This window comes from Martinezella rhizogenes, from assembly GCF_000799715.1.
In the GTDB taxonomy this organism is placed as follows: Bacteria; Pseudomonadota; Alphaproteobacteria; order Rhizobiales; family Rhizobiaceae; genus Rhizobium; species Rhizobium rhizogenes_C.
Genome location: NZ_JUHG01000017.1, coordinates 335,079 through 362,014, shown reverse-complemented (window position 1 = coordinate 362,014; position 26,936 = coordinate 335,079). Strand labels below are relative to the sequence as shown.

Below are 26,936 nucleotides of genomic sequence, written 5' to 3'. Positions count from 1 at the left end.
CTTGGGAGGAAACATGTCCATACGTTTTATCTGCGCCTCAGCTGCGGCGCTCACTGTCTCGTTTTCCATGACATCGAACGCATTTGCGCTGACCGAGCTGCAATGGTGGCACGCCATGTCGGGCGCCAATAACGAGGTCGTCGAGCAACTGGCCAAGGAATTCAACGAGAGCCAGAAGGACTACAAGATCGTCCCGGTCTTCAAGGGCACCTATCCGGAAGCGCTGAATGCCGGCATCGCCGCATTCCGCGCCAAGCAGGCTCCGGCAATCCTCCAGGTCTTCGATGCCGGCAGCGGCGTGATGATGGGGGCCGAAGGCGCGATCATGCCGGCGGCAGATGTGTTGAAGAAGGGCGGCTATACCTTCGACAAGTCGCTGTATCTGCCCGGTATCGTCTCCTACTATTCCAGGCCTGACGGGACAATGCTATCCTTCCCCTACAACTCCTCCTCGCCGATCCTTTATTATAACAAGGACACCTTCAAGAAGGCCGGGCTCGACCCCGAAAGCCCGCCGAAGACCTGGCCGGAGGTGTTCGACGCCGCCAGGAAGATCAAGGCGAGCGGTGCATCGGCCTGTGGCTTCACCTCCACCTGGCTCACCTGGATCCAGACCGAGAACTTTGCCGCCTGGAACAATGTCGCCTATGGCAGCAATGAAAACGGCCTCGGCGGCACCGACGTCAAGCTCGAATTCAACACGCCGCTCTTCGAAAAGCATTTCCAGGCGATCGCCGATCTCGCCAAGGACGGCACCTTCCGTTATGGCGGCCGTACATCGGAAGCCAAGCAGCTCTTCACCTCCGGAGAATGCGGCATCCTGACGGAATCCTCCGGCGGTCTCGGCGACATCGTCAAGAGCGGCATGAATTACGGTATCGGTCAGTTGCCCTACTACGACGGCGAAGGCCGGCCGCAGAATACCATCCCCGGCGGCGCCAGCCTTTGGGTTTTCGGGGGCAAGAGTGATACGGAATACAAGGGTATCGCCGAATTCTTCCACTTCCTCTCGCAGACCAAGATCCAGTCACGACTGCACCAGGTCTCCGGCTACCTGCCGGTGACGATGGCGGCCTATGAGGAGACGAAGAAGTCCGGCTTCTATGAGAAGAACCCCGGCCGCGAAACGCCGATCCTGCAGATGCTCGGCAAGGCGCCGACCGCCAACTCCAAGGGCGTGCGCCTGGTCAACCTGCCGCAGGTGCGCGACATCATGAACGAGGAGTTCGAGGCAATGCTGGCCGGCAAGGAAGACGCAAAGACGGCGCTCGACAAGGCCGTCCAGCGTGGCAACGCCGCCATCCAGCAGGCCATTGGCAATTGACGCATTGATGCGGTCCGGCCCGCAGCTGTTATGGCTGCGGGCAATTTCCCTGCCCTAGGAGATCGCTGTGCAGCGCGTTGTCTTTCCCAACAAGATCCTTCCCTATCTCCTTGTCGCTCCGCAGATCATTCTGACGGTGGTCTTCTTTTTCTGGCCGGCGAGCCAGGCGCTATACCAGTCGATGCAGCGAGAAGACCCCTTTGGGCTGAAGAGCAGCTTTGTGGGGCTCGCCAATTTCCGCGCGGTGCTGTCCGACGAGACCTATCTGCATTCCCTGCAGGTGACGGTGATCTTCAGTGTATCGACGGCGCTGCTGTCGATGATCGTCGCGCTGGCGCTCGCGACCGCCGCCGACAAGGTGGTGCGCGGGCAGACCCTCTATCGCACGCTGCTGATATGGCCCTATGCGGTCGCGCCCGCCGTCGCCGGCATGCTGTGGCTCTTTATGTTCAATCCAGCGATGGGCACCCTCGCCTACATTCTCCGCCGCAACGGCTTTGCCTGGGACCCGCTATTGAACGGCGATCAGGCCATGGTGCTGGTGATCGTTGCCGCCGCCTGGAAGCAGATCAGCTACAATTTCCTGTTCTTCGTTGCCGGCCTGCAGGCAATCCCCAAATCGCTGCTCGAAGCTGCCTCCATCGACGGCGCGCGCGGCAACCGGCGCTTCTGGACGATCGTCTTTCCGCTGCTGGCGCCAACGACCTTCTTCCTGCTGGTGGTCAACACCGTCTACGCCTTCTTCGACACCTTCGGCATCATCCATGCCGTCACCGGCGGCGGACCGGCAAAGGCGACGGAGACCCTCGTCTACAAGGTCTATAATGACGGCTTCGTCAATCTCAACCTCGGCTCCTCGGCGGCGCAGTCCGTGATCCTCATGGTGATCGTCATCGCGCTCACGGCCTTCCAATTCCGCTTCGTCGAGAAGCGCGTGCATTATGCGTGAGGCGAGCCGATGATCGAAAAACGTCCCGTCGCCAATCTCGTCGGCCATCTGATGCTGATCCTCGGCATCATCATCGTCGCCTTCCCAATCTATTACACCTTCGTCGCCTCGACGATGACATCGGCCGAGATTCTGAGGCCGCCGATCTCGCTGCTGCCGGGAGGGCATTTCGCCGAGAACTATGGGGAAGCACTCTCCGGTGGCGTCGAGCGGGTGGTCGGCGTCAGCCTGCCGCGCATGCTCTGGAACACGTTTGTCGTGGCGATCGTCATCGCCGTCGGCAAGATCGCGATCTCCTTCCTGTCTGCCTTCGCGATCGTCTTCTTCCGCTTTCCGCTGCGGATGGTGTTCTTCTGGATGATCTTCGTGACGCTGATGCTGCCGGTGGAAGTCCGAATCCTGCCGACCTACAAGGTCATCGTCGATCTCGGCATGATCGACACCTATGCCGGCCTGACCCTGCCGCTGATGGCATCGGCAACGGCCACCTTCCTGTTCCGGCAATTCTTCCTGACGGTTCCCGGCGAATTGCTGGAAGCCGCCCGCATCGACAATGCCGGCCCCTTCCGCTTCATGCGCGATATCCTGCTGCCGCTATCGAAGACCAATATCGCCGCCCTGTTCGTGATCCTCTTCATCTATGGCTGGACCCAATATCTGTGGCCGCTGCTCGTCACCAACGACGCCAAGATGTCGACGATCATCATCGGGCTCAGGAAAATGGTGGATTTCGCCGATGCGGCGACGCCGTGGAATTTCGTGATGGTGACGGCGATCCTGGCGATCATTCCGCCCATCATCGTCGTGGTGCTGATGCAGCGCTGGTTCGTCAAAGGTCTTGTGGAGACGGAGAAATAATGGCTGGGATCACCCTCAAGGATGTCCGCAAAACCTATGGCGGCGGCATCGACGTCATCAAGGGCGTGTCGCTCGATATTGCCGACGGCGAACTTGTCGTGCTGGTTGGGCCTTCCGGCTGTGGCAAGTCCACGCTTCTGCGCATGATTGCCGGGCTGGAAAGCATCACATCGGGCACGGTGTCGATCAATGATCGCGTGGTCAATGAGCTGGAACCATCGGACCGCGACATTGCCATGGTCTTCCAGAACTATGCGCTTTATCCGCATATGACCGTGCGCCAGAACCTCGCCTATGGTCTGAAAAACCGCAACATGCCGAAGGACGAGATCGAGCGGCGGATCGACAAGACAGCCCGCTCCCTGGAGATAGAGCAATTCCTGGAGCGCAAGCCGCGCCAATTGTCCGGTGGCCAGCGGCAGCGCGTCGCCATGGGCCGCGCCATCGTGCGCGAGCCGGCGGCCTTCCTATTCGACGAGCCCCTCTCCAATCTCGACGCCAAGCTGCGCGTGCAGATGCGCGTCGAGATCAAGCGGCTGCAACGATCGCTGGCGACCACCAGCGTCTATGTCACGCATGACCAGATGGAGGCGATGACGCTGGCCGACCGGCTGGTGGTGCTGAATGGCGGCCGGATCGAGCAGGTCGGCACGCCCATCGAACTCTACGAGCGCCCGGCCACGACCTTCGTCGCGACCTTCATCGGCTCGCCGTCGATGAACCTCCTGAAGATTACGGAGAAAAGCGGCCTTGCTCTTTCAGCGGGCGCCGGCCCCGTCGGCAACGACACGACCATCGGCATTCGGCCCGAAGACCTTCATCTGGCCGAAGCTGGAAATGCCGCCGCCTTCAGCGCAAGGGTACGCGTCCAGGCGGTGGAGCTGGTGGGCGCGGAAAGCTATGTTTACGGCATCCTTCCGGATGGCCAGACCATCGTCTTTCGCGTTTCCGGACGATCCCAGATCGCGATCGATGCCGAGCTTGTGGTTGCCGCTTCCGCCAATGCCCTGCATTTCTTCGACGGCGAGGGAAACAGGATAGAGCCCGCATAAACGGTTCAAACCTTGGGACGACGCTGTTGGAGAATGTCGTTTCGTAGGCGTATCGGCTTTCCATGTCACGCTCCGTCATTTATGACGAATTTATGACAACGCATGTTTGGAGCGCCGACAGTGAACTGGTTTCGTAAATTGATGCCGCGGGAAGATCGCTTCTTTGATCTCTTCGAGCGGCATTCTCGCACCGTCGTCGGCGCGGCCGAAGCTTTGAACGAATTGCTGGCCGGCAAGGACACGGAGCAACATTGCCAGCGTATCGTCGCGCTCGAGAACGAAGCCGATGAGATTGCCCGCGAAGTGCTGCTCGCCGTGCGGCGCAGCTTCATCACGCCCTTCGATCGGGGTGATATCAAGGACCTGATCATGTCGATGGATGATGCCATCGACATGATGCACAAGACGGTCAAGACCATCCGGTTGTTCGAACAGACGAGTTTCGATCCCAGAATGCAGGAGATGGGGGCTGCGATCGTCCAGGCCGCCAAACTGGTGGCCGAGGCAATCCCGCTGCTCGATCGCATGGGCGCCAACTCGGCCCGCCTCAGCGTGCTCACCGAAGAAGTGGTGAAAGTCGAGGGCCGTTCCGACGAGTTGCATGAGCAGGGTCTCAAGGATCTCTTCCGCCGTCATGGCGGGTCGAACCCCATGGCCTATATCATCGGCAGCGAGATCTATGGCGAGCTGGAGAAGGTGGTCGACCGCTTCGAGGACGTCGCCAACGAGATCAGCGGCATCGTGATCGAGAACGTCTGATGGAGGCCACCCTCGCCCTTCCGCTGCTGGCGGGCCTGATTGCCGTCGCACTGTTCTTCGACTTTCTCAACGGGCTGCACGATGCGGCCAATTCGATCGCCACCATCGTCTCCACCCGTGTCCTGCGGCCGCAATATGCCGTGATGTGGGCCGCCTTCTTCAATTTCATCGCCTTCCTGTTCTTCGGCCTGCATGTGGCCGAGACCCTCGGCACCGGCATTATCGATCCGGGCATCGTGACGCCGCAGGTCATCTTCGCCGCGCTGATGGGCGCCATCGTCTGGAATATCGTCACCTGGATATTCGGCATTCCATCGAGTTCGTCGCACGCGCTGGTCGGCGGCCTGGTCGGCGCCGGGCTGGCGAAGACCGGCACCAGCGCGATCGTCTGGACTGGCCTGCTGAAAACGGCGGGCGCCATCGTCCTGTCGCCGCTGCTGGGCTTCGTGCTCGCGCTTCTCCTCATCTTGTGCGTGACCTGGATCTTCGTCCGGCAGACGCCCTTTGCCGTCGACAGTACCTTTCGCGTGCTGCAATTCGTCTCCGCCTCGCTCTATTCGCTCGGCCATGGCGGCAACGACGCCCAAAAGACGATGGGGATCATCGCCGTGCTGCTCTATTCCCAGGGCTACGGCGGCGGGGAATTCCATGTGCCGCTCTGGGTGGTGCTGTCCTGCCAATCCGCCATGGCGCTCGGAACCCTGTTCGGCGGCTGGAGGATCGTGCATACGATGGGTTCCAAGATCACCAAGCTCAATCCGATGCAGGGTTTCTGCGCCGAGACCGGCGGCGCGATCACCTTGTTTGCGGCGACATGGCTTGGCATTCCGGTCTCGACGACCCACACGATCACCGGAGCCATCATCGGCGTCGGCGCCTCCCGGCGTCTTTCCGCCGTGCGCTGGGGGCTCGCGGGCAATATCGTCATCGCATGGGTGGTGACACTGCCTGCCGCCGCCGCGATTTCCGCGCTGGTCTATTGGATCATGAATTGGGTGGGCTGAACGCCCACCCAAAGGCTTAGTGCCTTTTCCGTGACGGCGGCTCTCTCGACGCATCCACCAATCGCAACTCTGAAATCGGTGCTTTCTTGGGCAATACCAGTCGCTCACCAGCCCACTCACACCCTATGTGATCAATTAATATGCATGCCACGGGCACGCTCAAAACTTATGCGGAATTTCCACGGGAGCTGCTTGACAGACCGAGCTCTGCACGTTCTTAATGTGACCACTGATGCAAACATATACCAGTATATTGGTTGACCATCGGAGCGTCGTTCGCCCCGGCTGACACGCAAAAAGCTCCGATCCGTTGAATACGCACCGCGCCTTCCGAAAGCCCAGATCTGGCTTCCGGAGCGATGCCGCAATGCAAAGTAACGTCCGCACACCAAACGAAAATCCATAAGGGGAACTTCATGCGACGCCTGCTTTCCATGTCCCTCGCCCTGGTCCTCACCGCAAGCGCCGCCTATGCCGCGCCGGTCGAAGGCGGCAAGATCAATCTCATCGTCCAGCCGGAACCGCCGGGGCTGATGATCGGCATCGTCTCGAACGGTCCAAGCGGACTTGTTGGCGGTGAAATCTATGAAAGTCTGCTGCGCTACGACGACAAACTGCGGCCAATGCCTTCATTGGCGAAATCATGGGAAATCTCATCCGACGGGCTGACCTACACCTTTCACCTGCAGGATAATGTGAAATTCCATGATGGGCAGCCGATGACGTCAGCGGACGTCCTGTTTTCTGTGAAAGACTTCCTGCCCAAAACACTTGCGAAGCACCGAAATACGATGGCCCGCGTGGAAAGCGTGACCGCGCCGGATGACAAGACGGTCGTCTTCAAGCTCAAGCAGCCCTTCGAGCCATTCATCCGCGCCATGGATTACGGCGCAATGCCCATCATCCCAAAACATATCTATGAGGGCACGGACTACATGACCAATCCGGCCAACGAAAAGCCGGTCGGGACGGGGCCGTTCAAATTCGTTGAATGGAAAAAGGGCAGCTACATCAAGCTGGAGAAGAACAAGGACTATTACATCAAGGGTAAGCCCTATCTTGACGAAGTCTACTACCACATCATCCCGGACGCAGCATCCAGATCGGTTGCCTACGAGACGGGAAAGGTCGATGTCCTGCCCGGCGGATCGGTGGAGAATTTCGACGTTCCCAGAGTGTCCGCCCTTCCCAATACCTGCGTGACGCAGAAGGGATGGGAGTTTTATTCGCCTCTTTCGTGGTTGTGGCTGAACAACCGTACCGCCCCCATGGACAATCCGAAATTCCGTCAAGCGATCATGTATGCGCTCGACCGAGGATTCGCGCGCGATGCCCTGTGGAATGGGATGGGTAAGGTTGCGACCGGGCCCTTCTCGTCCGGATTGCCCTTCTATGCGCAAGGCGGCCCGGAATACCCCTATGATCCTGACAAGTCCAAGGCACTGCTGAAAGAGATCGGCTACGACGGCAAACCGCTTCGGCTTCTCCCCTTGCCATATGGCGAAACCTGGCAGCGTTGGGCGGAGGCCGTGAAGCAGAACCTTGCGGATGTCGGCATCCCGGTCGAAATCGAGGCCACAGACGTGGCGGGTTGGAACCAAAAGGTCAGCAACTGGGATTACGACCTGGCATTTACCTACCTTTACCAGAATGGCGATCCGGCGGTTGGCGTCGAGCGCAATTACAAGTCTGCGCAGATCGCCAAGGGCTCGCCCTGGAACAATGTCGAAGGCTATAGCAACGCGGATGTGGACAAGCTTCTCGATCAAGCGGCATTTGCGTTTCCGGCGGAGAAACGAAAGGTCCTCTACGATCAGGTACAGGCGAAACTACAGGAAGATGTGCCCGTGGCCTGGCTTCTCGAACTCAGCTTCCCGACGATCTACAACTGCAAATTCAAGGATCTGATCACCACCGGCATGGGTTTGAACGATTCCCTTCGCGACACCTACATCGAGCAGTGAATTGCTGCGCGAGATATGTCTCGCGCAGCTCTCCCGCAACGCATGGAAACCTAACCAGGGGGCTGTTATGGTGCGCTTCGTGACAGGACGATTGCTAAAGGCTGCTGTCATCCTGATCTGCATAACAATTCTGAACTTCCTCCTCATTCATGCCGCCCCGGGTGATCCCGCGGTGGTCATGGCGGGAGAAGCCGGCGATGCCGATGCCACCTTCCTGCAACAATTGCGGGAGCGCTTTGGACTTGACCAGCCGCTTTATGTACAGCTCTGGATCTATGTCTCATCCGTGATGCGGCTCGATCTGGGCTATTCCTACCGCCAGCAGCTCCCGGTTATCCAGCTGATCGCGGATCGCCTTCCGGCGACGCTTCTTCTCTCCCTCACCGCCTTCGTCATTTCATTGGGGCTCGGCATTCTAGCCGGAGCCGTCGCCTCGGCTAGACAGGGGCGTTGGTCGGATACGATCATCTCGCTGGTAGCGCTTATCTTCTATGCCACCCCCCTCTTTTGGCTGGCACTGATGGCGGTGCTTTTGTTTTCCGTGCAGCTCGGCTGGCTGCCCGGCTTCGGTTACGAGACAGTCGGCGCCGATTACACGGGCCTTACCCGCGCCTTCGATATTCTTTATCACCTCATCTTGCCTGCCCTGACGCTCGGGCTGTTTTTTATGGCTGTCTATGCGCGTATGACGCGTGCCTCGATGCTGGAAGTGAGCAGCATGGATTTCGTCAAGACGGCAAAGGCCAAGGGACTGCGCCCCGCCGTCATCCAGCGCCGCCATGTCCTACGCAATGCCATCCTCCCGGTCGTGACCCTTGCCGGCCTTCAGGCCGGGCAGCTTGTGGGCGGCGCGGTGTTGATCGAGACCGTCTTCGCCTGGCCGGGCATTGGGCGCCTGATGTTCGATGCGCTATCGCAGCGCGACTATAACCTGCTCCTCGGCGTCTTCATCGTCTCCGCCGCCATGGTGCTTCTCTTCAATCTGATTACCGATGTGCTCTATCGCATCGTCGATCCGCGTATCCGGGTGACGTCATGAAGGATTTCTGGAAACGCTTCTCCCGCAACAAGGGCGCCGTCATCGGTCTCCTTATTCTATTCGCTGTTATCGCCCTTTCGATTGTCGCTCCATTTCTCTACCCGAAATCGCCCTGGGCCATGGTGCAACGGCCTTTCCTGGCACCTTTCACCATGGATCGGTTCCCGTTGGGAACCGATCCGATGGGCCGCGATCTCGCCTCCGGCCTCGCCCATGGCGCGCAGGTCTCGCTGCTCGTCGGCTTCGTCTCGACCGTCGTCTCACTGCTGATCGGCATACCGATCGGCGCGATCGCCGGCTATTTCGGCGGTTGGGTGGACGATTGTCTGATGCGCTTTACTGAATTCTTCCAGAGCGTGCCAAGCTTCGCGCTCGCCGTCGTGCTGGTCGCCATCTTCCAGCCATCCATCGCATCGATCGTGGTGGCGATCGCCGTGGTGTCCTGGCCGCCGGTCGCCCGGTTGCTGCGCGGCGAGGTGATGTCGCTCAGATCACGGGAGTTCGTCGAGGCAGCAGTGCTCTCCGGCCAGACGCACGCAACCATCATCTGGCGGCAGATCTTGCCCAACACGCTGTCTCCTATCATCGTGCTTGCCTCGATGATGGTGGCGGCAGCCATCCTCATCGAAAGCTCGCTGTCTTTCCTCGGGCTTGGTGACCGCAACGTCATGTCCTGGGGCTATATCATCGGCGCCGGCCGCACGGTGATCCGCCAGGCCTGGTGGGTCAGCTTCTTTCCGGGGCTTGCCATCCTGCTCACCGTGCTCGCCCTCAACCTCGTCGGTGAAGGGCTGAACGATGCCCTCAATCCGCGCCTCGCGCGCCGTGGAAAGTGAAGGCATGATGACCGAAGAGATATCTTTCGACGTCGACATCCATCCGGACCGCATCGAACGCGGCGAACCGGTAGTGCATATCGACCGGCTGAGCATCGCGCTGCCGGAAGGCGCGGACCGGCCCTATGCGGTGGACCGCGTCAGCTTCCGGCTGCATCCGGGAGAAATGCTATGCGTCGTCGGCGAGAGCGGTTCCGGCAAGTCGATGTCGGCCAACGCGCTGATGGGACTTCTGCCCGAAACGGTTCGCGTCGCTCAAGGACGCATCCTGCTTGACGGCGTCGACCTCCTACAACTGCAACCCGAACAGCTTTACGGCATCCGCGGCCGGCGCGTGGCGATGATCTTCCAGGAGCCGATGTCGGCGCTGAACCCGCTGATGAAGGTGTCGGCGCAAATCGAAGAGGTGTTTGAGGCACATGGGCTGCTGACCCCCAGGGAGCGCAAGGCGAGAGCGCTCGATCTGCTCACCGAGGTCGGCCTGCCGGACCCTGTGCGTGCCGCGGGCTCCTATCCATTCCAGCTCTCCGGCGGTCAGCGGCAACGCGTCATGATCGCCATGGCACTGGCGCTGGAGCCGCAGGTGCTGATCGCCGACGAGCCTACGACCGCGCTCGACGTCACCACCCAGGCGCAGATATTGCAACTGATCCGCCGCCTGCAGACCGAGCGCAACATGGCGGTGATGTTCATTACCCATGATTTCGGCGTGGTGGCTGAGATCGCCGATTATGTCACCGTCATGCAACTCGGCCGTATCGTCGAGCAAGGCCCGGCGGAGGACGTGCTGTATTCGCCACGGCATCCCTATACGAGAAAGCTGATCGCCGCGATCCCGAAGCCGAGCGGTGGCAGCGTCTCTCAGCCGCAACGCGAAACGGTATTGTCGGTCGAAAATCTCACCAAGATCTATCGCATGGGCGGTGGGCTGTTTTCGAAACCTAAATCCGTCGATGCGGTCAAAGGCGTGACCTTCACCTTGGGGCGCGGCGAGACGCTCGGCATTGTCGGGGAAAGCGGCTCCGGTAAGTCATCGGTCGGGCGCTGTCTCGTGCGCCTTCAGGACCCGGATGGCGGCCGCGTTCTGCTCGGCGGCAAGGACATGGCACATTTGAAGGGCGCAGAGCTGCGCGCCATGCGCCGACGCATGCAGATGATCTTCCAGGACCCCTTCTCGTCGCTCAATCCGCGCGAAAAGGTCGGGCGGATTATCGCCGACGGTCCGATCGCCTATGGCGAAAACGAGAAAAAGGCGCTGACACGCGCCGCCGAACTGATGGAGATGGTTGGTCTTGATCCGAAGGGTGCGAACCGGTTCCCACATGAATTTTCCGGTGGCCAACGTCAGCGGATCGGCATCGCGCGGGCGTTGGCGCTTGAGCCTGAAATCATCATCGCCGACGAGGCGGTATCCGCGCTCGACGTGTCCATCCAGGCGCAGGTGCTGGAGCTTCTGGGCAAGCTGAAGAAGGAGCTCGACCTATCGCTGGTTTTCATCACGCATGACTTGCGCGTCGCCGCGCAAATCTGCGACCGTGTCATGGTGATGCAGAAGGGTCAGGTGGTCGAACTTGGCACCGGTGCGGAAATCTTCACAACGCCAAAACATGCCTACACCCAGAGCCTGATCGAGGCGATCCCCGGTCGGGACCGGGGATCGCGGATGATGTCAAAACATGCTTGAATTTGAACGGACGGCTGAAGAGCCAAAGGAGCCACTGCACATGCGTATCATGTCCAATTCCATCGAAGGCCGGGACATCGCCTATCAGATGCATCCCAACGTCAACCTGCGCAAATATGAAAAGACCGGCGGTCTGGTGATCGAATCCGGCGACGGCATCTATGTCACCGACAACAATGGAAAACGCTATATCGAGGGCATGGCCGGCCTGTGGTCCGTGGCGCTCGGCTTCGGCGAGAAGCGCCTGGCGGAAGTCGCCAAGGCTCAGATGGAGAAGCTGCCCTACTACCACACCTTCTCCTACAAGACCCATGGTCCTTCGATCGATCTTGCCGAACTGCTCATCAAGATCGCGCCGGTACCGATGTCGAAGGTTCACTTCACCTCCTCCGGCTCCGAAGCCAACGATCTCGCCTGCAAGATGGTCTGGTATCGCTCCAATGCGCTCGGCAACAAGGACAAGAAGAAGATCATCGGCCGCATCAAGGGCTATCACGGCGTCACGATCGCGGCCGCATCGATTACTGGCCTGCCACGCAACCACGAAAGCTTCGACCTGCCGCTCGACCGGATGGTCCATACATCCTGCCCGTCCTATGTGCATTTCGGAAAGGACGGCGAAAGCGAAGCCGATTTCACGGCTCGGATCCTCACCGATCTGGAAGAGCTGATCCTCAAAGAAGGTCCCGAAACCATCGCCGCCTTCTGGGGTGAGCCGGTCATGGGCGCCGGCGGCGTTCTGGTTCCCCCTGCCGGTTACTGGGAAGGCGTGCAGGCGATCCTGAAGAAATACGATATCCTGCTGGTCGCCGACGAGGTGATCTGCGGTTTCGGCCGCACCGGCAAGATGTTTGCCTGCGAGACCTACGATATCAAGCCGGACGTACTGATCGTCTCGAAACAGATCTCGTCCTCCTACATGCCGCTTTCGGCGATCATCATGAACGACGCCTTCTATCAGCCGATCGCCGACGAATCCGAGCGCATCGGCGTATTCGGCCACGGCTTCACGGCTTCGGGGCATCCGGTTGCAACGGCGGTTGGGCTTGAGAATCTGAAGATCATTCAGGAGCGCGATCTGGTCGGCAATGCCGCGCGCCTGGAGGAGAAATTCCTCGGCCGGCTTGCGGAGCTTGCAAAACACCCATTGGCGCATTCGTCGCGCGGCGTCGGGCTCATTGGCGCGCTGGAAATCAAGCCGTGGGACGACGCCAAGCCTGGCGATGCGGCCGCTGCCGTTTCGGCGGCCCTTGAGGAAGAGGGTGTGATCTCGCGCAATATCGGCGAAGCGCTTTGCTTCTGCCCGCCGCTGATCATCACCGCCGAGCAGATCGACGACATGTTCAATGCCGTCGGTCGCGCGCTCGACGCGGTCGAAAAAACAAGAGCCTGATGGGGATTTGGCAATCATGGATACATCGGTCAAAACAGATCTCGGCGAAATGAGTGCCGCGGAACTGTCAGCGCTTTTCGCATCCGGACGGGCTTCCCCCGTGGAGGCCGCCAAGGCCTCGCTTGAGCGCATCGAGCGCTTCAATCCGTCGGTCAATGCCTTTGCCTATGTCGTGCCGGAGATGGCGCTAGTGGCCGCCAGGGAATCGGAGGCTCGCTGGCAGAAAGGCGAGCCACTCAGCCCCATCGACGGCGCCCCGACCACCATCAAGGAGCTGACGCCCGTCAAGGGTATTCCATGGCGGCGCGGCTCGGCGCTCGGCTCGAAGGAACCTTCCGAGAAGGAATTCCTGATCATGAAGCGCCTGCGCGGTGCCGGGGTCACCATTCTCGGCACCACCGCCTCGCCAGAATTCGGCTGGAAGGGCGTCACCCACGGCCCCGCATTCGGCAACACGCTCAATCCATGGCGTACCGATCGCGCCTCCGGTGGCTCATCAGGTGGTGCGGCGGTGGCTGCCGCGCTCAATATGGGCGTGCTGCATGAGGGCTCCGACGGTGCCGGATCGATCCGCATTCCCGCATCCTTCTGCGGCGTATTCGGCATCAAGCCGACCTATGGCTGGATACCGTCCGATACGCCCTCGCCGCTGTTCGAACTCGCCCATCGCGGCCCGCTGACACGCACCGTGGAAGATGCGGCGCTGTTCCTCAACGCCACCACCGGGCCGACGCCGGATGCCATGTACGGCTACTGCCCCACGCCCGTTCCGGACTGGCGGGAAGTCATCCAAGGTGCCGACGTCAAGGGGCTGAAGATCGGCTACACCCGCAATCTCGGCTACGCGCAAGTCCAGCCGGAGGTAGCGGCCGCCATCGAGCGGGCGGCATCCCGCCTGGCCGAGATGGGCGCCATTGTCGAGGAGGTCGATCCCGGCTTTTCCAATCCGCAGGACGCGCTGCTGGCCCTCTGGTATGCGGCGGAAGCGCGGACGGTGGATCTTGCCAATCCCACCGAGGAACAGAAAAAGTTGATGGATCCCGGCCTTCTGCGCATTCACGCCAAGGGCAGCGCTTTGACCGCGATCGACTATGTGATCGCGGAACAGGTGCGGGCCGACCTCAAGGTGAGGATGGCGCGGTTCCACGAAACATATGATGCGCTGATGCTGCCGACCATGCCGACGACAGCCATTGAGGCCGGTGTCGATTTCCCTGGCGGTATCGAAGGCAAGGACTGGTCGGATTGGTCGCCATTCACCTATCCCTTCAACATGACGGGACAGCCGGCCGTTTCGGTTCCCTGCGGCTTCGACGCGGGCGGCCTGCCGATCGGGCTGCAATTTGTCGGCCCACGCTATCGCGACGATATCGTGCTGAAACTTGCCGCCGCCTATCAGGCGGCCTTTCCGGAAAAATTCCCTTCGGCGCCCCGCGCGCTGTAGTGGTATTTCAGCAGATAAACCTCCCTTTCACGATCGTGGAGAGGAAGGCCGGTCGGGCGCGGATGTGGGGCATCCGCGCCCGACCCAGAGCACACAAAAACAGAGGAAACCCATGTTACGCAGTTCCACCCGCGATGCCGGTATCGGTGCCGAATTGAAAACGGATGCGGCGGCCATACCCGCCGATCAAGCCGAAGCCATCGCCCGCGACAAATATGGGCTGGACGGCCGTGTCGAATGGCTGTGGGGAGAAAAGGATTCGAACTATCGGCTAACGTTGCCGGACGGGCGGGAATATCTCTTCAAGGTCCTCAATCCCGCCGAAGATCCCGGCATGACCTCGATGCACAGCCAGGCACTGCTGCATGTCGAGGCTGTCGATCCCGGTATCCCGGTGCAGCGCATCATTCGCACGCTGGATGGCGAAGCGGATTTCCGTATGACCGACGCGGACGGTGGCACACGCGGCGTGCGGATGGTGACCTTCCTGCCGGGCATCGCCCAGAAGGCTGCACCGCATTCTCCAAGACAGCGCCGCAATGTCGGCGCGCTGCTGGCGCGTATGCAGATAGCACTTGCCAGCTTCGCGCATCAGGCGGCCGGTCACCGCATCACATGGGATATGCAGCACGCCATCGGCGTGCGCGATCTGCTGTCGGTCTTCTCCGATCCGGAGCAGCGCCGCCGGTTGGAAACGGCAATGGACAATTTCGAAAAACAGATCCTGCCCGTCATGGCCTCGCTCCCTGCGCAGGTGGTGCATAATGATTTCAACATGGAGAACATCCTCGTCGATCCCGACACACCGGAGACGGTCAGCGGCATCATCGATTTCGGCGACATGGTACATGCGCCCAGAGTGTTCGATGTCGCGGTGGGAGCCGCCTACCAGATGGGCGACGCCGCGGACCCGGTCGAGGCGATCTGCGATTTCCTCGAGGAATATTCGACGCTTATCAGCCTGACAGAACAGGAGATTGCGGCCATCTATCCCGCCATCCTCACGCGCATGGTCATGCGTCTCGCCATTCCGCAGTGGCGGGCCGGGCTCTTCCCGGAAAACCGGGACTTCTATGTCCGCAACAGCCCGACAGTCTGGGCACAACTCGCCCGCCTCGACGCCATTCCGGTCGAAACAATCGTCGCGCGGCTCACCGCAGCCTGCCAGCAAGGAAACAGACAGCCATGACGCCCCCCGAAACCGCAAAAACCGCGCCCGTCATGATCAACGGTTTTGACGCGTCGAAACTGGCCACCCTGCCCGAACGCGAACGCCGGATGGTGGAGCGGCGGCAAGCTCTGCTCGGCCCCTCCTACCGGCTGTTCTACGACAATCCGCTGCATGTGGTGCGCGCGGAGGGCGTATGGCTCTATGACGCGGATGGTGAGGCGCATCTCGACGTCTACAACAACGTACCCTCGGTCGGCCATTGCCATCCGCGTGTCGTGGAAGCCGTCGCCCGGCAGGCCGCCATCCTCAACACGCACACGCGCTATCTGGACGACACCATCCTCGATTATTCCGAGCGGTTGCTCGCCACCTTCCCCGACGAGATCGAGCGGGTGATGTATACCTGCACCGGCAGCGAGGCGGTCGATCTGGCCTTGCGCATGGCCCGTCACCATACCGGCGGAACGGGCATCATCATCACCGAGAACGCCTATCATGGCGTCACCACTGCCGCCGCCGAGATTTCACCGTCGCTGGGCGCCGGCGTTCCGCTTGGCCCGCATGTGATGACCGTTCCAGCGCCGGACGCCTATCGCGCCGAAGGCCGTGACGTGGGGAACGCGCTTGCCGAGGACGTGAGCAAAGCAATCGCCTTCATGCGCCGCCACGGCATCCGCCCCGCTGCCTTCATCGCCGACAGCATCTTTTCGACGGACGGTATCCTGCCGGATCCGGCGGGCTTCCTGCAAAAGACGCTCGCCGTGGTCCATGAGGCCGGCGCGCTTTATATCGCCGATGAGGTCCAGCCCGGCTTCGGCCGCACCGGCTCTCACATGTGGGGCTTCATGCGCCATGGGATCGTGCCGGACATCGCCGTGATGGGCAAGCCGATGGGCAACGGCATGCCGATCGCCGCCGCCGTGATGAAGGCCGAGGTCCAGGAACGGTTCGGCAAGGACGTCCGCTACTTCAACACCTTCGGCGCCAATCATGTCTCGATCGCCGCAGCCAGCGCCGTACTGGATGTCATCCGCGACGAGAAGTTGATGGAGAACGCCGCCACGACCGGCGAGCACATGCTTGCGGGCATGCGGGCGCTGCAAGGGAAGTTCGCCTGCATTGGGGATGTCCGAGGCGCGGGCCTGTTCCTCGGGCTGGAATTCGTCAAGGATCGCGAAAGCCGCACGCCGGATGGAGCGCTGGCGCTCGCCGTCGTCAATGGGCTTCGAGCTCGCCGCGTGCTGATCAGCGCCGCCGGAATCCACGGAAACGTCCTGAAAATCCGGCCGCCCTTGCCATTTTCGCGCAAACACGCCGATATCTTTCTGGAAACGCTGGAGAGCGTGCTTACAGACATTGTATGAAGAACAGGCCGGGGCCAGCCGGATGATAAAACCAAAATATCTGGGAGAGGAGACCATTTCGGGTGAATGCGCGCATCAAGCGGCCTGAGTTACGGCCTGACGGCAACGGTCAGCCAAAAGCACAATGGGCCTACAACGTCATACGTGACGCCATCATCACCATGGCGCTCGAGCCGGGAACCATGCTGAGTGAGAAGGAGACCTGCGCAAAGCTCGGTATCTCCCGAACTCCCATGCGCGAAGCCGTGCTGCGGCTCGCCCAGGAGGGACTGGTCAATGTCGTTCCGAGCGGCGGCACCTTCATCAGCAAGATCTCCGTTCGTGGCGTCATCGAAGGGCAGATCGTCCGCTCCAGTCTGGAACTGCGGATGGTCCGCCTCGCCGCCCGGACCTATGATCCGGTCTTCGAAAAGGATTTCGATCTCCTGATGTTCCGGCAGGCAGACGCCGCCAAGCGGCAGGACTACGACGAAGCCTTTTCCGTCGACAACGCCTTTCATCAGCTGATCAGCAGGGCTGCGGGCTTCCCCAATGTCTGGCACACGATCCGCAACGCCACCGGCCAGCTCGACCGCGTCCGCCGCCGCGCCTACCCGAAGTCAGGCTATTTCGACGAGGTCGTGGAAGAACACCGCGCCATCTACGAGGCCATCCGCACGCGTAACGAGGACGAGGCCTACAGGCTATTGCGTCAACATCTCGACGATATCGAACAGGTCCTGGCCTTCGTCGTTGCTGAAGATCCGGGTATCGTCGTGCAGGAAGAAAACGCCGGCATCCTCGACGCCCTGTTGACGCCGAGGGGCTAGAGGCTGCTGCCGTGCAGCCTCTACAGGCTCTTTTCCCCTCAGCTTTTCAGCATGCGCGGATCGAGCGCATCGCGGACCGCATCGCCGAGATAGTTGACGCTCAAGACCGTCAGCGAAATGGCAAGGCCGGGCCATAGCACGCGGGACGGCGTGAGCTGCAGAAAGCTTGCGCCATCAAATAGCAGACGTCCCCATGTCGGAAAGTCCGACGGGAAGCCAAGCCCCAGAAAGCTCAGCGCGGATTCGGTGATGATCGCGGAGGCAATGCCGAGCGTTGCCGACACCATGATGGAGCTCATGACGTTCGGCAGGATATGCTTCAGGATGATCCGGTATTCCCGCATGCCGCTGCTTCTGGCCGCCATGACGAACTCCAGCCGTTTCACCGCCAGGACGTCGCCTCGCACGATGCGGGCGGTATGCATCCAGCTGGTGACGCCGATGACGAAGACGATCAGGATGAAAATTCCGGTTTCCGGGCCGAAATAGGCACGGAGCGTGTCGCGGAAGAGCATGATGATGACCAGCAACAGAGGCAGGAGCGGCAGGGCCAGAAACAGGTCCGTCAGGCGCATGAGAGGTCCGTCGAGACGCCGAAAATAGCCTGAGAGGACGCCGACCAAGGTTCCGAGCAGAAGCGCCAGCAGCATCGCGGTGATACCGACCGCCAGAGAAATACGCCCGCCCGCCATCACCTGCGCAAGCATGTCATGGCCGAGATTGTCCGTGCCGAAGGGGTGAAGGAGGGATGGTCCCTGGTTCTTGGCGCGAATGTCGATCTTGTTCGGATCGACGCTGTGGATGATTGGGCCGACATAGACGACCAGCAGGATGAATATGAAGACGATCAGGCCGGCAAAGCCGCCTCTGTGAGCGCGAAATTGCCGCCATGTGGCGGCCATGATCGAGCGTGGCGGCGCGGTCAAGGCCGCCGTCGGGATTGCTGTTACGTCAGTCATAACGGATCCTCGGGTCAAGAATGCCGTAAAGCACGTCGGCAATCAGGTTGAAGAGAACGATCAGCACCGCGAAGATGAAGGTCAGGGTCTGAACCATTGGGATATCCCCGCCCTGCACGGCCACGATCAAAAGCTGGCCAAGGCCGTTCACCCGAAAGACCTGTTCGGTGATGATGGCGCCGGAAAAAATCGTCGGCACGCCCAGCGCGATAACGGTCACGACCGGTATCAGGCTGTTGCGCAGCACATGCACCAGAAGCACGGTCTTTTCCTTGACGCCCTTGGCGCGCGCGGTACGGACATAATCCTGATGCAGGTTGTCGAGCATGGAGGCGCGCACGAAGCGGCTGATATGCGAGACGTTGTAAAGCGTCAGCACCATGACCGGCAGGAACATCTGTTTGATCTGCGCCACAAAGCTCGACCAGTCCGTCACGCGCAGATTGGTGTCGTAGACCGATGGAAACCAGTGCAAATAAGAGCTGAAGACAACGATCAGCAGCACGCCGGTGAAGAAGGTTGGCACGGAATAACCAACCATGGAAATGAAGGTGCCGATCTGGTCGAAGATCGAATATTGTTTGTAGGCGGAGAGAACGCCGATCGGGATCGCCAGCAATACGCCGAAGAGGTAGGAGAGACCCACCACCCACAATGTTTGCGGCATGCGCTGGACGACAAGATCGACCACCGGGCTGCGTGTTGCCCAGGAGAGCACCCGCAGTCTATGGCCATCACCGAACTGCCAGCCGGTGATCTGCTCGAGAATATTCAGCGGTTCATTGATGAAGAATTGATGCAACCATCTGAGATAACGGATCAGGAAGGGCTGATCGAGACCAAGTGCTGCGCGGATCTGTTCGCGGACCTCCGGCGGGATCGTCAGCGGCAGATCGCCGGTCGGATTATTGGGCGCGAGGTCGAGAAGAGCAAAAATGACAAAGCTGATAACAAGCAATGTCGGCACGGCAAAGAACAGCCGTCGCAGGGTAAAGTTAAACATCGGAATGTCTCCAGTCCTTCAGGCGACGCAAAACGCCGGCTCCGTCAGAAGACGGAACCGGCGATCGCTGCGTCTTACTTCTTGCGGGACCAGTCAGCGACGTTCCAAAGTTCGGAATCCCAACCGTTGATCCTGACGCCTTCGAGGGTGGCGGAGCGCGCCGAGACCTGGCCGCGGTAGATGAGCGGGATATGAGCGCCCTCCTCCGTCAGCATGTCATTGGCTTTCTTGGCAATTTCCGCGCGCTTGGCGAGATCGGCCGTCTTCGACAGTTCAGTGACAAGCTTCTCATATTCCGGATTGCAGTAGCGCGGCATGTTCTGCCCCTGCCAACCGTTCGAGGGGGCGGGAATTTGGTTGCACAGCCATTCCGCCAGATATTTTTCCGGGTCCGTGCCGTCGAAGTTGTTGGTGTACATCTCGACGTCGGCATAGAATTTCTGGAACGTATCCGGGCTGGCGGGATCGCCGCCGAAGAAGACGGAGGCACTGACATTGCGCAGTTCCGCGGCAACGCCGATCTGAGCCCACATGTCCTTGACCAGCGCCTGGGTGGCCTGACGCACGGAGTTGGTCGATGTCTGGTAGAGGAAGGAGAGCTTCACGCCGTTCTTGGCGCGGATGCCGTCCGAACCCTTGACCCAACCGGCCTCGTCCAGGAGCTTGTTTGCGCCATCGACATCCGGCTTCAGGCACCAGTCGTTCGCCGTCGACGCATAAACCTCCGGGCCTGGCACGATATTGCAGGTCGGCTTGCCGGCCGCGCCATATCCAGCCTCGTTGATGACGTCGCGATCGATCGCCATCGACAATGCGCGGCGAACGGCCGGGTCCGACAATGACGGATGCGGGCCGGCTTCCTTGGTCGAGCGCTTTTCGCCAAGCGACGGGTCGACGGCATAATGGTTGAGGTTGATACGTTCGACCTGTGATCCGAAGGCCGTCACAAGCTCGCCCTTGCCGGCTGCCACCATGGTTGCGAGAATTTCCGGCTCGACCTGCATGTTCCAGGCATAGTCGTATTCGCCGGTTTCAAGCACCGCGCGGGCCGCGGAGACCGCATCGCCGCCGCCTTTGAGCGTTACGGTGGCGAAGGCAGGCTTGGCCGGATCGCGGTAATTCTTGTTGGCTGTGAAGGTAATAACGTCGTTCGGCTTGAACTCCTTGACGACGAAGGGGCCGGTGCCGATCGGGCCGAAATTGGCGGATGTGCAGCCGGGAGCAGCGGCTCCGACGCAATCCTTGAACTGCGCCTTCTGGATGATGGGCGACTGGCCACCGACGAAAGCGCCATAGGGGTAATATTTCGGCTCGGTGAAGGTCATCTTGACGGTGTGGGGGTCGACGGCTTCCACCGACTTGATACCCTCATACTGCGCCTTCTGCGCGCAGCCGCCATCCGGCGCCGTGCAATACTTCCAGGTGAAGACCACGTCATCCGCAGTGAAATCCGTGCCGTCAGACCATTTGAGATCCGGCTTCAGCTTCCAGACCATGCTCGTCATATCCGGCGCAATGTCGCCGTTTTCCAAAGTGGGGATCTCCGTCACCAGCATCGGCACGAGCTTGCCCGTTTCGTCGTAGCGGGCCAGCGGTTCGATGACCATGGACGAGCTGTAGACTTCCTTGGTACCGCCGGAGAGATATGGATTGAGCGTTGAAACAGCCTGCCAGAACAGGATCTTCAGCTCGCCATCACCGCCGCGTTCCGCATGGGCGGTGGAACCTGCCATGGCGAATGCCGCAACCACGCTGGCAAGAAGGATATTGCGTCTCTTCATCTTGATTTCCCCTATGTGATTCTTGTGTGTTGAGTGATCGACGCGACATATCCCAAATGCCGCGTCGAAAAGGCTTGTTTCCGAGAGTGCCCATCCACCGAAAGGCGGCTTGTCAGGACACGAATTTGCGCAATCATGATCCTGGCCTCGGCCCGTCACAGGCCGATATCGCAGCATGCATGAATGTCGTATTGCAGGATGGAATAGGACGAGAGGTCCGCGGCGACAAAGGCCGGGAGGCTGCGTGAGCCAATGGTTTGACGACCATATAGGCTTTCGCGCCCTTTGGTTGTCCCGAACGCTTCAGGCGTAGGCCATCCACGACCGCCACCGGATCCTCGCAAATCGACAGAATGATAACCTCCTGAAATCGCTCAGTTTTTATTCTTTTAAGGCCCGACCATTTATGCGCGCTGAAACTCTCTTTGGCCGCTGCCTGCTATCATTGTTCCCGTTTATTAGCACTCGCGTTAAAGGCGATGCTCAAATTTTGAGCCATCTAAGCACAGGCCTATTTTTCGTTCAAGAATGAAAGTTGAAGCTTGCAAAATCAGATTTTCGCAGCGCAATATACCGCCATATCCCACAGACCCGGACGATTGAGGATAGACGATGCCGATATTGAACCGTGCCGCAGAGATGCAGGAAGAAGTCGCCGGCTGGCGGCGCCATTTGCATGAGACGCCGGAGCTACTCTACGATGTCCACGAGACATCAAGCTTCGTCGCGGAGAAATTAAGGGCGTTTGGCTGCGACATCGTCGAGACTGGTCTCGGCAAGACCGGCGTGGTCGGCATCATCAAGGGCAGACATGGCGACGGGCCGACGATCGGCTTCCGTGCCGACATGGACGCCCTGCCGATCACCGAAACCAGCGGCAAGCCATGGACGTCGAAAGTGCCCGGCAAGGCGCATTCCTGCGGCCATGACGGCCATACCGCCATGCTTCTGGGTGCCGCGCAATATCTGGCGGAAACCCGCAACTTCAGAGGCTCGATCGCGGTGATCTTCCAGCCTGCCGAAGAAGGAGGCGCTGGCGCGCTGGCCATGCTCGATGACGGCATGATGGACAAGTTCGGCATCAGCGAAGTCTACGGCATGCACAATTCGCCCGGCATGCCGGTCGGCAGCTTTGCGATCCGCAAGGGATCGCTCATGGCGGCGGCCGACAGTTTCGAGATCACCATCAACGGCAATGGCAGCCATGCCGCAGCCCCGCATCTCTCGATCGATCCCGTTCTGACATCCGCCCATGTGGTGATTGCCCTGCAATCGATCGTCTCGCGCGGAATGGACCCGCTGAAATCGCTGGTCATCTCCGTGACCACGACCCATGGCGGCACGGCCCATAACGTCATTCCGAGCTTCGTCACCTTGACGGGAACGGTGCGCACGCTTCTGCCCGAAACGCGCGACTTCGCCGAAAAACGCCTCAAGGAAGTGGCGCAGGCGACCGCGATGGCGCATGGCGCAACGGCGGAGGTCAACTACCATCGTGGTTACCCGGTCACCGTCAATCATGAAAACGAAACGGAATTCGCGATCGGCGTCGCAGGCTCGGTTGCGGGCGCTTCCAGCGTCGACGCCAACGTGGCGCCACGCATGGGAGCGGAGGACTTTTCCTACATGCTGGAATCGCGCCCCGGCGCCTTCATCTTCATCGGCAATGGCGACACCGCCGGCCTTCACCATCCAGCTTACGATTTCAACGACGAGGTGCTGCCCTATGGAATCAGCTATTGGGTGACGATGGCCGAAAAAGCCCTCGCCGCATGATCTGACGCGGGGGCTGAAAAGCTGGATGAAGCGAAGTTATTTATAGCTGATCGTGTTCCCGGCTCTCGGCCGATTGAAGAAATGGCGGTCGAAACTATAGCCGTTTGTTCCGGTAAAGCTTGCAAAGAGCGCCGAGACTGGCGTCGTCAATGTGTATTGCACCCGGGTTAGCACGACCTGCACGCCTACTTCCTTGATCTGCGAGGGCACATCGATCGGTGTTGCAGCTCCATAGCTAAGGGCGGACGTATTGAGAGCAGCAGACCAGTTGACCGTCGCGTTACCGCTTTTACTGATATCATCCACCGCGACCGTGATCGTGAGCCCCGTGGTATCATAAGGCTGCAGGATGAAGCTGGAACCGGAAAGAAGATTGGCGACATCGGATTTCGTCCAGGCGCCTTGCTGCGAAATCATATCCCCCGTGGTGGAAGCGATCTCATCGATCTTCCGGCTGACCGTGAGTGCGTGGCCGAGATCGACGGTTCCAACAAGCAGCAGCAGCAGGATTGGCAAGACGATTGCGAATTCCACACCCGAAGTGCCGGACCGATCGCGCGTCAGACGGTGAAGACAGAGTTCGACGAACCGGTAAATGGGCAGGCTCCGTTTCATGATCAGAAGGGCTCGTTGCGGAACAGAACGGAGGATCCGAGCAGATAGCGACCGTCGGCCATCTTGTTGCTCGAAAACGTGAAGAAGTTGACGACGGCATCCCAGGGCAGGAATGCCTGGACCAGAACGAAATCGCTGCCCTTGCCGATATTATAGGTCTCGGTGACGGCGAGATTGCCGCTGGCGTTGATGGGATTGGCACTGGTGGCGGACGATAGATTGGAGAGTATGTCGACCTTGACCAAAAGATTGGCGGAACAGCTGAACGAGAAGAGCATATCGTCGCAGATTTTGGCCTTGAAAGCGGCTTGGGTGGTCTTCGACGAGGCGACTTCTCCGGTGCGGATCATCCGGGAAATCTTTTGAACCGATGCATCCAGCGCGGAGTTGACGAAAAACATCAGCGATATCTCGATGATCGCGAATATCAACATGAACAACGGCAGAGCCAAAAGCGCAAACTCGATCGCGGCCACGCCTTTCCGATCGGCAAGGAGGCGGCGGAACGATGCAAACGACCTTCTTCGCATCATTGGGTCAGCCGAACGGAGGCAAGGTATTGCGTGAAGAGCGCCGACAGGCCGGCCGTAATATCCGTCGCAGACGACGCAGACATGAACAGACTTTTCGAGGACGCGCAGTCAGATAGCGCATAGGGGATGTAGTCCAGCCGCGAAATGCTGGTGGACACACCGCGTTCCATGGTGCCACCCCAAGTGCTTTTCCAATTGGCGCTCGCCATGCTCATGCCCACGGTTGCGTTGTAACCCCAGTCCGTGGTGATCGGCAGATATTCGGTATAAAGAACCGCCATGGTGGCGGACTGTTTTTTTATGTAATTGCACCAATCCGGATTGAGCGGTGCCACCTTCGGCTGAGATTGCGCACCACTGGTTACCCATTCGCGCTGCGATTGAACGCCGTCGGTCAACAACAGCACCAATTTAAGCGGCGACGCCGAAGAGGAGCCGTCTCCGCCTGTTCCGACTTTATTCTTCAGCGCCGCCAGCGAGACGTCAAAATAGGTATAGGTCGTCGAGGTTGCGCTTGTAAGGTCCGAATCCACGCGATTACTAGCGGCAGTGGTGTCCAGGGTTGGCGCCAAAACTTCCGTGATTGTATCGCCCAGACTGTACAGCCCGACCTTGATCCGCTCATGAGTCTTGTCATTGGTATTGATCATGTCGATCACTTCATGAACGGCATCCACGGCAACATCGGCCCGCAGCTTGATGTTCTTTGCGGTGCTATAGGCGTAATTGTTGGCGTATTTCGCACCTGCGACAGTTTGCTTATCGCCCGTATGGCAGGCGAACTGACATCCGATGCCCTTATACATGGCCTGTTGACCCGCGGTCGTCGCCGCCAGCAGCATCGACGGGGATTTGTCGATGACGATGTAGACGTTGAGGTAGGACGATGCCGGTCCCTTGACGGCGCTGGCGACGCTGACGGGAACGGTATTGATATTGGCGATCTTCATCAGGGTCGTGGGAACAGTGCCGCTCGCCGTCGCCGTTATGCGATGGTTAGTCGTATCGATTTCGATATCACCGAGAGAATAGCTGCTTTCCGTCTGAGCATGGAACCAATCGGAAACTTTTTGCTTGAGGGCATCCGTGTTACCGCCGTCGACATTCTTGACCGCGGCGATCAGGGCCGCGTCAAGATCGCTCTGCATGCTCTGCCGGACATTATAGGCCCGAATATAGTCGAAGCTGGCACCGACCGCGAGGAGCATCGGCACCATGGTGAGGGCAACAACGATGGCGACGTTGCCGCCCCTGTTTCTTCCCAGTGCACGAAATATAGCGAAGAATCGGTTGGGTAAATAATCCAGCTTCAAGAACCACCATCACTTAAATTACGAAAAAGTGATGCCACTACGAACCGATGAAGATTAATCTTTCATGGATTCTTACAAATACCGGATAAAATTATAACATTGGCAAACGACTTTCTGCGTAAATTGTATATTATATCGCATTACGTATCTTAGTAATAAGCTATACCTTGCATCTCGCAGTAGAGTTAGATGTAGCGAAAATATTCCTGTACGTGCCCTGCTGCCAAATCTGATTAATTGAGGCCCCCCGCCGCCCGCACGCCGTGGCCGTCAAGTCCGGGCTCCTGGGTCGGCGATATCGGATTGTATTGCGCGCGCATCGTATCGGCTGACTGGCGAACGACTTCGGAAATCTGCAGGAATTGCTTGGCCAGGGGGTTTGTCTTGCGCCAGATCATGCCGATTGTTCGCGAGGGCTGGGCAGTCTGGAAGCGTGCCACGGACACGGACGCCGAGCGCGTCTCCACGCCCACGGCCATTTCCGGGATCAAGGTGACGCCAATCCCGGCGCTGACCATCTGGACCAGCGTCGACAGGGAGCTGCCGTCCATCAATTCCCGCGGCAGCGCCGAGTGTATATTGCAGAACGACAAGGCCTGATCGCGAAAGCAATGCCCCTCCTCGAGCAGCAGCAGCCTCATTTCACGTAGCGCTTCACGATTGGGCACTGGCTTGCCCTCATCTTCGCCTGGCCGGACCAGCACAAAATTCTCCGAGAACAACGCAACCTCCGTCAACGACGGCTCGGAGACCGGCAAAGCGACAATTGCCGTGTCGAGCCGGCCCTCCGCCAGCTCCTGAACCAGCTTCGAGGTCAGCGTCTCGCGCACATGGATCTCAAGCCCATCATGCAGGCGGGTGAGATTGCCGATGATAGCGGGCAACAGATAGGGCGCGACCGTCGGGATAATGCCGATCCGCAGCCGCCCCACCAGCCGGTCCTGCGAGGCCCGCGCCAGATCACCCAGTTCGTCGACCGAACGCAGGATCTCGCGCACCCGCAGTGCAAATGCCTCTCCGAAGCTGGTCAGCCGGACCTGGCGCGCACCTCTTTCGAAGAGCTCCGTGCCCAGCGTTTCCTCCAGCTCCTTGATCTGCATCGACAGAGCGGGCTGAGAGATGGCACAGGCATCGGCCGCACGTCCGAAATGGCCTTGTCGTGCCAAAGCCTCGAAATAGCGGAACTGCTTCAGTGTTAGATTTGTCATAACCCTACCTTATCGCGACGATCAGAAAATCCAACTTAAATTAATGATGGGGCTTAGCTATAGTGCTTAAAGCAGAGATGAGATGCGTCACTGTCACA

23 protein-coding genes are annotated in these 26,936 nt (G+C 59.7%); 16 read left to right on the top strand and 7 right to left on the bottom strand.

The window, feature by feature from the left end:
- Positions 1-13: 13 nt before the first annotated feature.
- The 15 genes from ugpB to EX00_RS25960 all read left to right on the top strand — a co-directional run bounded on the left by ugpB (position 14) and on the right by EX00_RS25960 (position 17,650).
- Entirely contained in the window at positions 14-1,324 is a 1,311-nt protein-coding gene (gene ugpB / locus EX00_RS26030) for a sn-glycerol-3-phosphate ABC transporter substrate-binding protein UgpB (protein ID WP_047464385.1), read from the top strand.
- 67 nt (positions 1,325-1,391) lie between these two features.
- Entirely contained in the window at positions 1,392-2,273 is an 882-nt protein-coding gene (gene ugpA, locus EX00_RS26025; RefSeq protein ID WP_047464382.1) for a sn-glycerol-3-phosphate ABC transporter permease UgpA, read from the top strand.
- A gap of 9 nt (positions 2,274-2,282) precedes the next feature.
- Positions 2,283-3,131 (top strand): sn-glycerol-3-phosphate ABC transporter permease UgpE, encoded by an 849-nt coding sequence (gene ugpE / locus EX00_RS26020; protein ID WP_047464381.1) that lies wholly within the window; start codon positions 2,283-2,285, stop codon positions 3,129-3,131.
- Positions 3,131-4,183 carry a sn-glycerol-3-phosphate import ATP-binding protein UgpC gene (locus EX00_RS26015; protein ID WP_047464379.1) on the top strand — a complete coding sequence of 351 codons (1,053 nt, stop codon included), beginning with the start codon at positions 3,131-3,133 and terminating at the stop codon, positions 4,181-4,183. The genes ugpE and EX00_RS26015 overlap by 1 nt, the downstream gene beginning before the upstream one ends.
- Before the next feature lie 141 nt (positions 4,184-4,324).
- Positions 4,325-4,942, top strand: a complete 618-nt coding sequence (locus EX00_RS26010) for a DUF47 family protein (RefSeq protein WP_234709114.1) — start codon at positions 4,325-4,327, stop codon at positions 4,940-4,942.
- Entirely contained in the window at positions 4,942-5,946 is a 1,005-nt protein-coding gene (locus EX00_RS26005) for an inorganic phosphate transporter (protein WP_047464374.1), read from the top strand. The genes EX00_RS26010 and EX00_RS26005 overlap by 1 nt, the downstream gene beginning before the upstream one ends.
- Before the next feature lie 416 nt (positions 5,947-6,362).
- Entirely contained in the window at positions 6,363-7,910 is a 1,548-nt protein-coding gene (locus EX00_RS26000) for an ABC transporter substrate-binding protein (RefSeq protein WP_047464371.1), read from the top strand.
- A gap of 67 nt (positions 7,911-7,977) precedes the next feature.
- On the top strand, positions 7,978-8,949 hold the full coding sequence (locus EX00_RS25995; protein WP_047464368.1) for an ABC transporter permease: 972 nt from the start codon (positions 7,978-7,980) through the stop codon (positions 8,947-8,949).
- Complete coding sequence (locus EX00_RS25990; protein WP_047464366.1) at positions 8,946-9,785, top strand: ABC transporter permease; 840 nt, start codon at positions 8,946-8,948, stop codon at positions 9,783-9,785. Before EX00_RS25995 ends, EX00_RS25990 begins: the two co-directional genes overlap by 4 nt.
- A 4-nt stretch (positions 9,786-9,789) precedes the next feature.
- On the top strand, positions 9,790-11,469 hold the full coding sequence (locus EX00_RS25985; RefSeq protein ID WP_052210955.1) for an ABC transporter ATP-binding protein: 1,680 nt from the start codon (positions 9,790-9,792) through the stop codon (positions 11,467-11,469).
- Between the two features lie 40 nt (positions 11,470-11,509).
- The gene (locus tag EX00_RS25980) at positions 11,510-12,862 is read left to right on the top strand and encodes an aspartate aminotransferase family protein (RefSeq protein ID WP_047464542.1); all 1,353 of its coding nucleotides are present in this window, start codon (positions 11,510-11,512) and stop codon (positions 12,860-12,862) included.
- A gap of 16 nt (positions 12,863-12,878) precedes the next feature.
- Entirely contained in the window at positions 12,879-14,306 is a 1,428-nt protein-coding gene (locus EX00_RS25975) for an amidase (RefSeq protein ID WP_047464365.1), read from the top strand.
- 112 nt (positions 14,307-14,418) lie between these two features.
- Positions 14,419-15,495 carry a phosphotransferase gene (locus tag EX00_RS25970; RefSeq protein WP_047464364.1) on the top strand — a complete coding sequence of 359 codons (1,077 nt, stop codon included), beginning with the start codon at positions 14,419-14,421 and terminating at the stop codon, positions 15,493-15,495.
- A complete protein-coding gene (locus tag EX00_RS25965) occupies positions 15,492-16,841 on the top strand; it encodes an aspartate aminotransferase family protein (RefSeq protein WP_404944042.1) in 1,350 nt (449 codons plus the stop codon). The genes EX00_RS25970 and EX00_RS25965 overlap by 4 nt, the downstream gene beginning before the upstream one ends.
- A 62-nt stretch (positions 16,842-16,903) precedes the next feature.
- Entirely contained in the window at positions 16,904-17,650 is a 747-nt protein-coding gene (locus EX00_RS25960; RefSeq protein WP_047464362.1) for a GntR family transcriptional regulator, read from the top strand.
- A gap of 38 nt (positions 17,651-17,688) precedes the next feature.
- Here the strand turns inward: EX00_RS25960 and EX00_RS25955 are convergent, their stop codons facing one another.
- The 3 genes from EX00_RS25955 to EX00_RS25945 all read right to left on the bottom strand — a co-directional run bounded on the left by EX00_RS25955 (position 17,689) and on the right by EX00_RS25945 (position 21,393).
- Positions 17,689-18,609: an ABC transporter permease gene (locus EX00_RS25955; RefSeq protein WP_047464361.1), complete on the bottom strand. Its 921-nt coding sequence runs from the start codon at positions 18,607-18,609 to the stop codon at positions 17,689-17,691.
- A complete protein-coding gene (locus tag EX00_RS25950) occupies positions 18,602-19,612 on the bottom strand; it encodes an ABC transporter permease (RefSeq protein ID WP_047464359.1) in 1,011 nt (336 codons plus the stop codon). The genes EX00_RS25955 and EX00_RS25950 overlap by 8 nt, the downstream gene beginning before the upstream one ends.
- 74 nt (positions 19,613-19,686) lie before the next feature.
- Complete coding sequence (locus tag EX00_RS25945; RefSeq protein ID WP_047464357.1) at positions 19,687-21,393, bottom strand: peptide ABC transporter substrate-binding protein; 1,707 nt, start codon at positions 21,391-21,393, stop codon at positions 19,687-19,689.
- Between the two features lie 612 nt (positions 21,394-22,005).
- Between EX00_RS25945 and EX00_RS25940 the strand changes: the two genes are divergently transcribed.
- Complete coding sequence (locus tag EX00_RS25940) at positions 22,006-23,169, top strand: M20 aminoacylase family protein (protein ID WP_047464355.1); 1,164 nt, start codon at positions 22,006-22,008, stop codon at positions 23,167-23,169.
- 36 nt (positions 23,170-23,205) lie between these two features.
- Here EX00_RS25940 and EX00_RS25935 read toward each other — a convergent pair whose 3' ends face one another.
- From EX00_RS25935 to EX00_RS25920, 4 genes are all read right to left on the bottom strand, one after another.
- Entirely contained in the window at positions 23,206-23,790 is a 585-nt protein-coding gene (locus EX00_RS25935; RefSeq protein ID WP_047464353.1) for a TadE/TadG family type IV pilus assembly protein, read from the bottom strand.
- Entirely contained in the window at positions 23,787-24,317 is a 531-nt protein-coding gene (locus EX00_RS25930) for a TadE/TadG family type IV pilus assembly protein (RefSeq protein ID WP_047464351.1), read from the bottom strand. Before EX00_RS25930 ends, EX00_RS25935 begins: the two co-directional genes overlap by 4 nt.
- On the bottom strand, positions 24,314-25,630 hold the full coding sequence (locus EX00_RS25925; protein ID WP_047464348.1) for a TadE/TadG family type IV pilus assembly protein: 1,317 nt from the start codon (positions 25,628-25,630) through the stop codon (positions 24,314-24,316). The genes EX00_RS25930 and EX00_RS25925 overlap by 4 nt, the downstream gene beginning before the upstream one ends.
- A gap of 233 nt (positions 25,631-25,863) precedes the next feature.
- A complete protein-coding gene (locus EX00_RS25920) occupies positions 25,864-26,838 on the bottom strand; it encodes a hydrogen peroxide-inducible genes activator (protein ID WP_047464346.1) in 975 nt (324 codons plus the stop codon).
- Positions 26,839-26,936 lie beyond the last annotated feature (98 nt).

What these genes read in the sequence shown, in the direction of transcription:
- ugpB (WP_047464385.1), top strand. Translation starts at nt 14, where the DNA reads ATGTCCATACGTTTTATCTGCGCCTCAGCTGCGGCGCTCACTGTCTCG.
- ugpE (WP_047464381.1), top strand. Translation starts at nt 2,283, where the DNA reads ATGATCGAAAAACGTCCCGTCGCCAATCTCGTCGGCCATCTGATGCTG.
- EX00_RS26015 (WP_047464379.1), top strand. Translation starts at nt 3,131, where the DNA reads ATGGCTGGGATCACCCTCAAGGATGTCCGCAAAACCTATGGCGGCGGC.
- EX00_RS26010 (WP_234709114.1), top strand. Translation starts at nt 4,325, where the DNA reads ATGCCGCGGGAAGATCGCTTCTTTGATCTCTTCGAGCGGCATTCTCGC.
- EX00_RS26005 (WP_047464374.1), top strand. Translation starts at nt 4,942, where the DNA reads ATGGAGGCCACCCTCGCCCTTCCGCTGCTGGCGGGCCTGATTGCCGTC.
- EX00_RS26000 (WP_047464371.1), top strand. Translation starts at nt 6,363, where the DNA reads ATGCGACGCCTGCTTTCCATGTCCCTCGCCCTGGTCCTCACCGCAAGC.
- EX00_RS25995 (WP_047464368.1), top strand. Translation starts at nt 7,978, where the DNA reads ATGGTGCGCTTCGTGACAGGACGATTGCTAAAGGCTGCTGTCATCCTG.
- EX00_RS25990 (WP_047464366.1), top strand. Translation starts at nt 8,946, where the DNA reads ATGAAGGATTTCTGGAAACGCTTCTCCCGCAACAAGGGCGCCGTCATC.
- EX00_RS25985 (WP_052210955.1), top strand. Translation starts at nt 9,790, where the DNA reads ATGATGACCGAAGAGATATCTTTCGACGTCGACATCCATCCGGACCGC.
- EX00_RS25980 (WP_047464542.1), top strand. Translation starts at nt 11,510, where the DNA reads ATGCGTATCATGTCCAATTCCATCGAAGGCCGGGACATCGCCTATCAG.
- EX00_RS25975 (WP_047464365.1), top strand. Translation starts at nt 12,879, where the DNA reads ATGGATACATCGGTCAAAACAGATCTCGGCGAAATGAGTGCCGCGGAA.
- EX00_RS25970 (WP_047464364.1), top strand. Translation starts at nt 14,419, where the DNA reads ATGTTACGCAGTTCCACCCGCGATGCCGGTATCGGTGCCGAATTGAAA.
- EX00_RS25965 (WP_404944042.1), top strand. Translation starts at nt 15,492, where the DNA reads ATGACGCCCCCCGAAACCGCAAAAACCGCGCCCGTCATGATCAACGGT.
- EX00_RS25955 (WP_047464361.1), bottom strand. Translation starts at nt 18,609, where the DNA reads ATGACTGACGTAACAGCAATCCCGACGGCGGCCTTGACCGCGCCGCCA.
- EX00_RS25950 (WP_047464359.1), bottom strand. Translation starts at nt 19,612, where the DNA reads ATGTTTAACTTTACCCTGCGACGGCTGTTCTTTGCCGTGCCGACATTG.
- EX00_RS25945 (WP_047464357.1), bottom strand. Translation starts at nt 21,393, where the DNA reads ATGAAGAGACGCAATATCCTTCTTGCCAGCGTGGTTGCGGCATTCGCC.
- EX00_RS25940 (WP_047464355.1), top strand. Translation starts at nt 22,006, where the DNA reads ATGCCGATATTGAACCGTGCCGCAGAGATGCAGGAAGAAGTCGCCGGC.
- EX00_RS25930 (WP_047464351.1), bottom strand. Translation starts at nt 24,317, where the DNA reads ATGATGCGAAGAAGGTCGTTTGCATCGTTCCGCCGCCTCCTTGCCGAT.
- EX00_RS25920 (WP_047464346.1), bottom strand. Translation starts at nt 26,838, where the DNA reads ATGACAAATCTAACACTGAAGCAGTTCCGCTATTTCGAGGCTTTGGCA.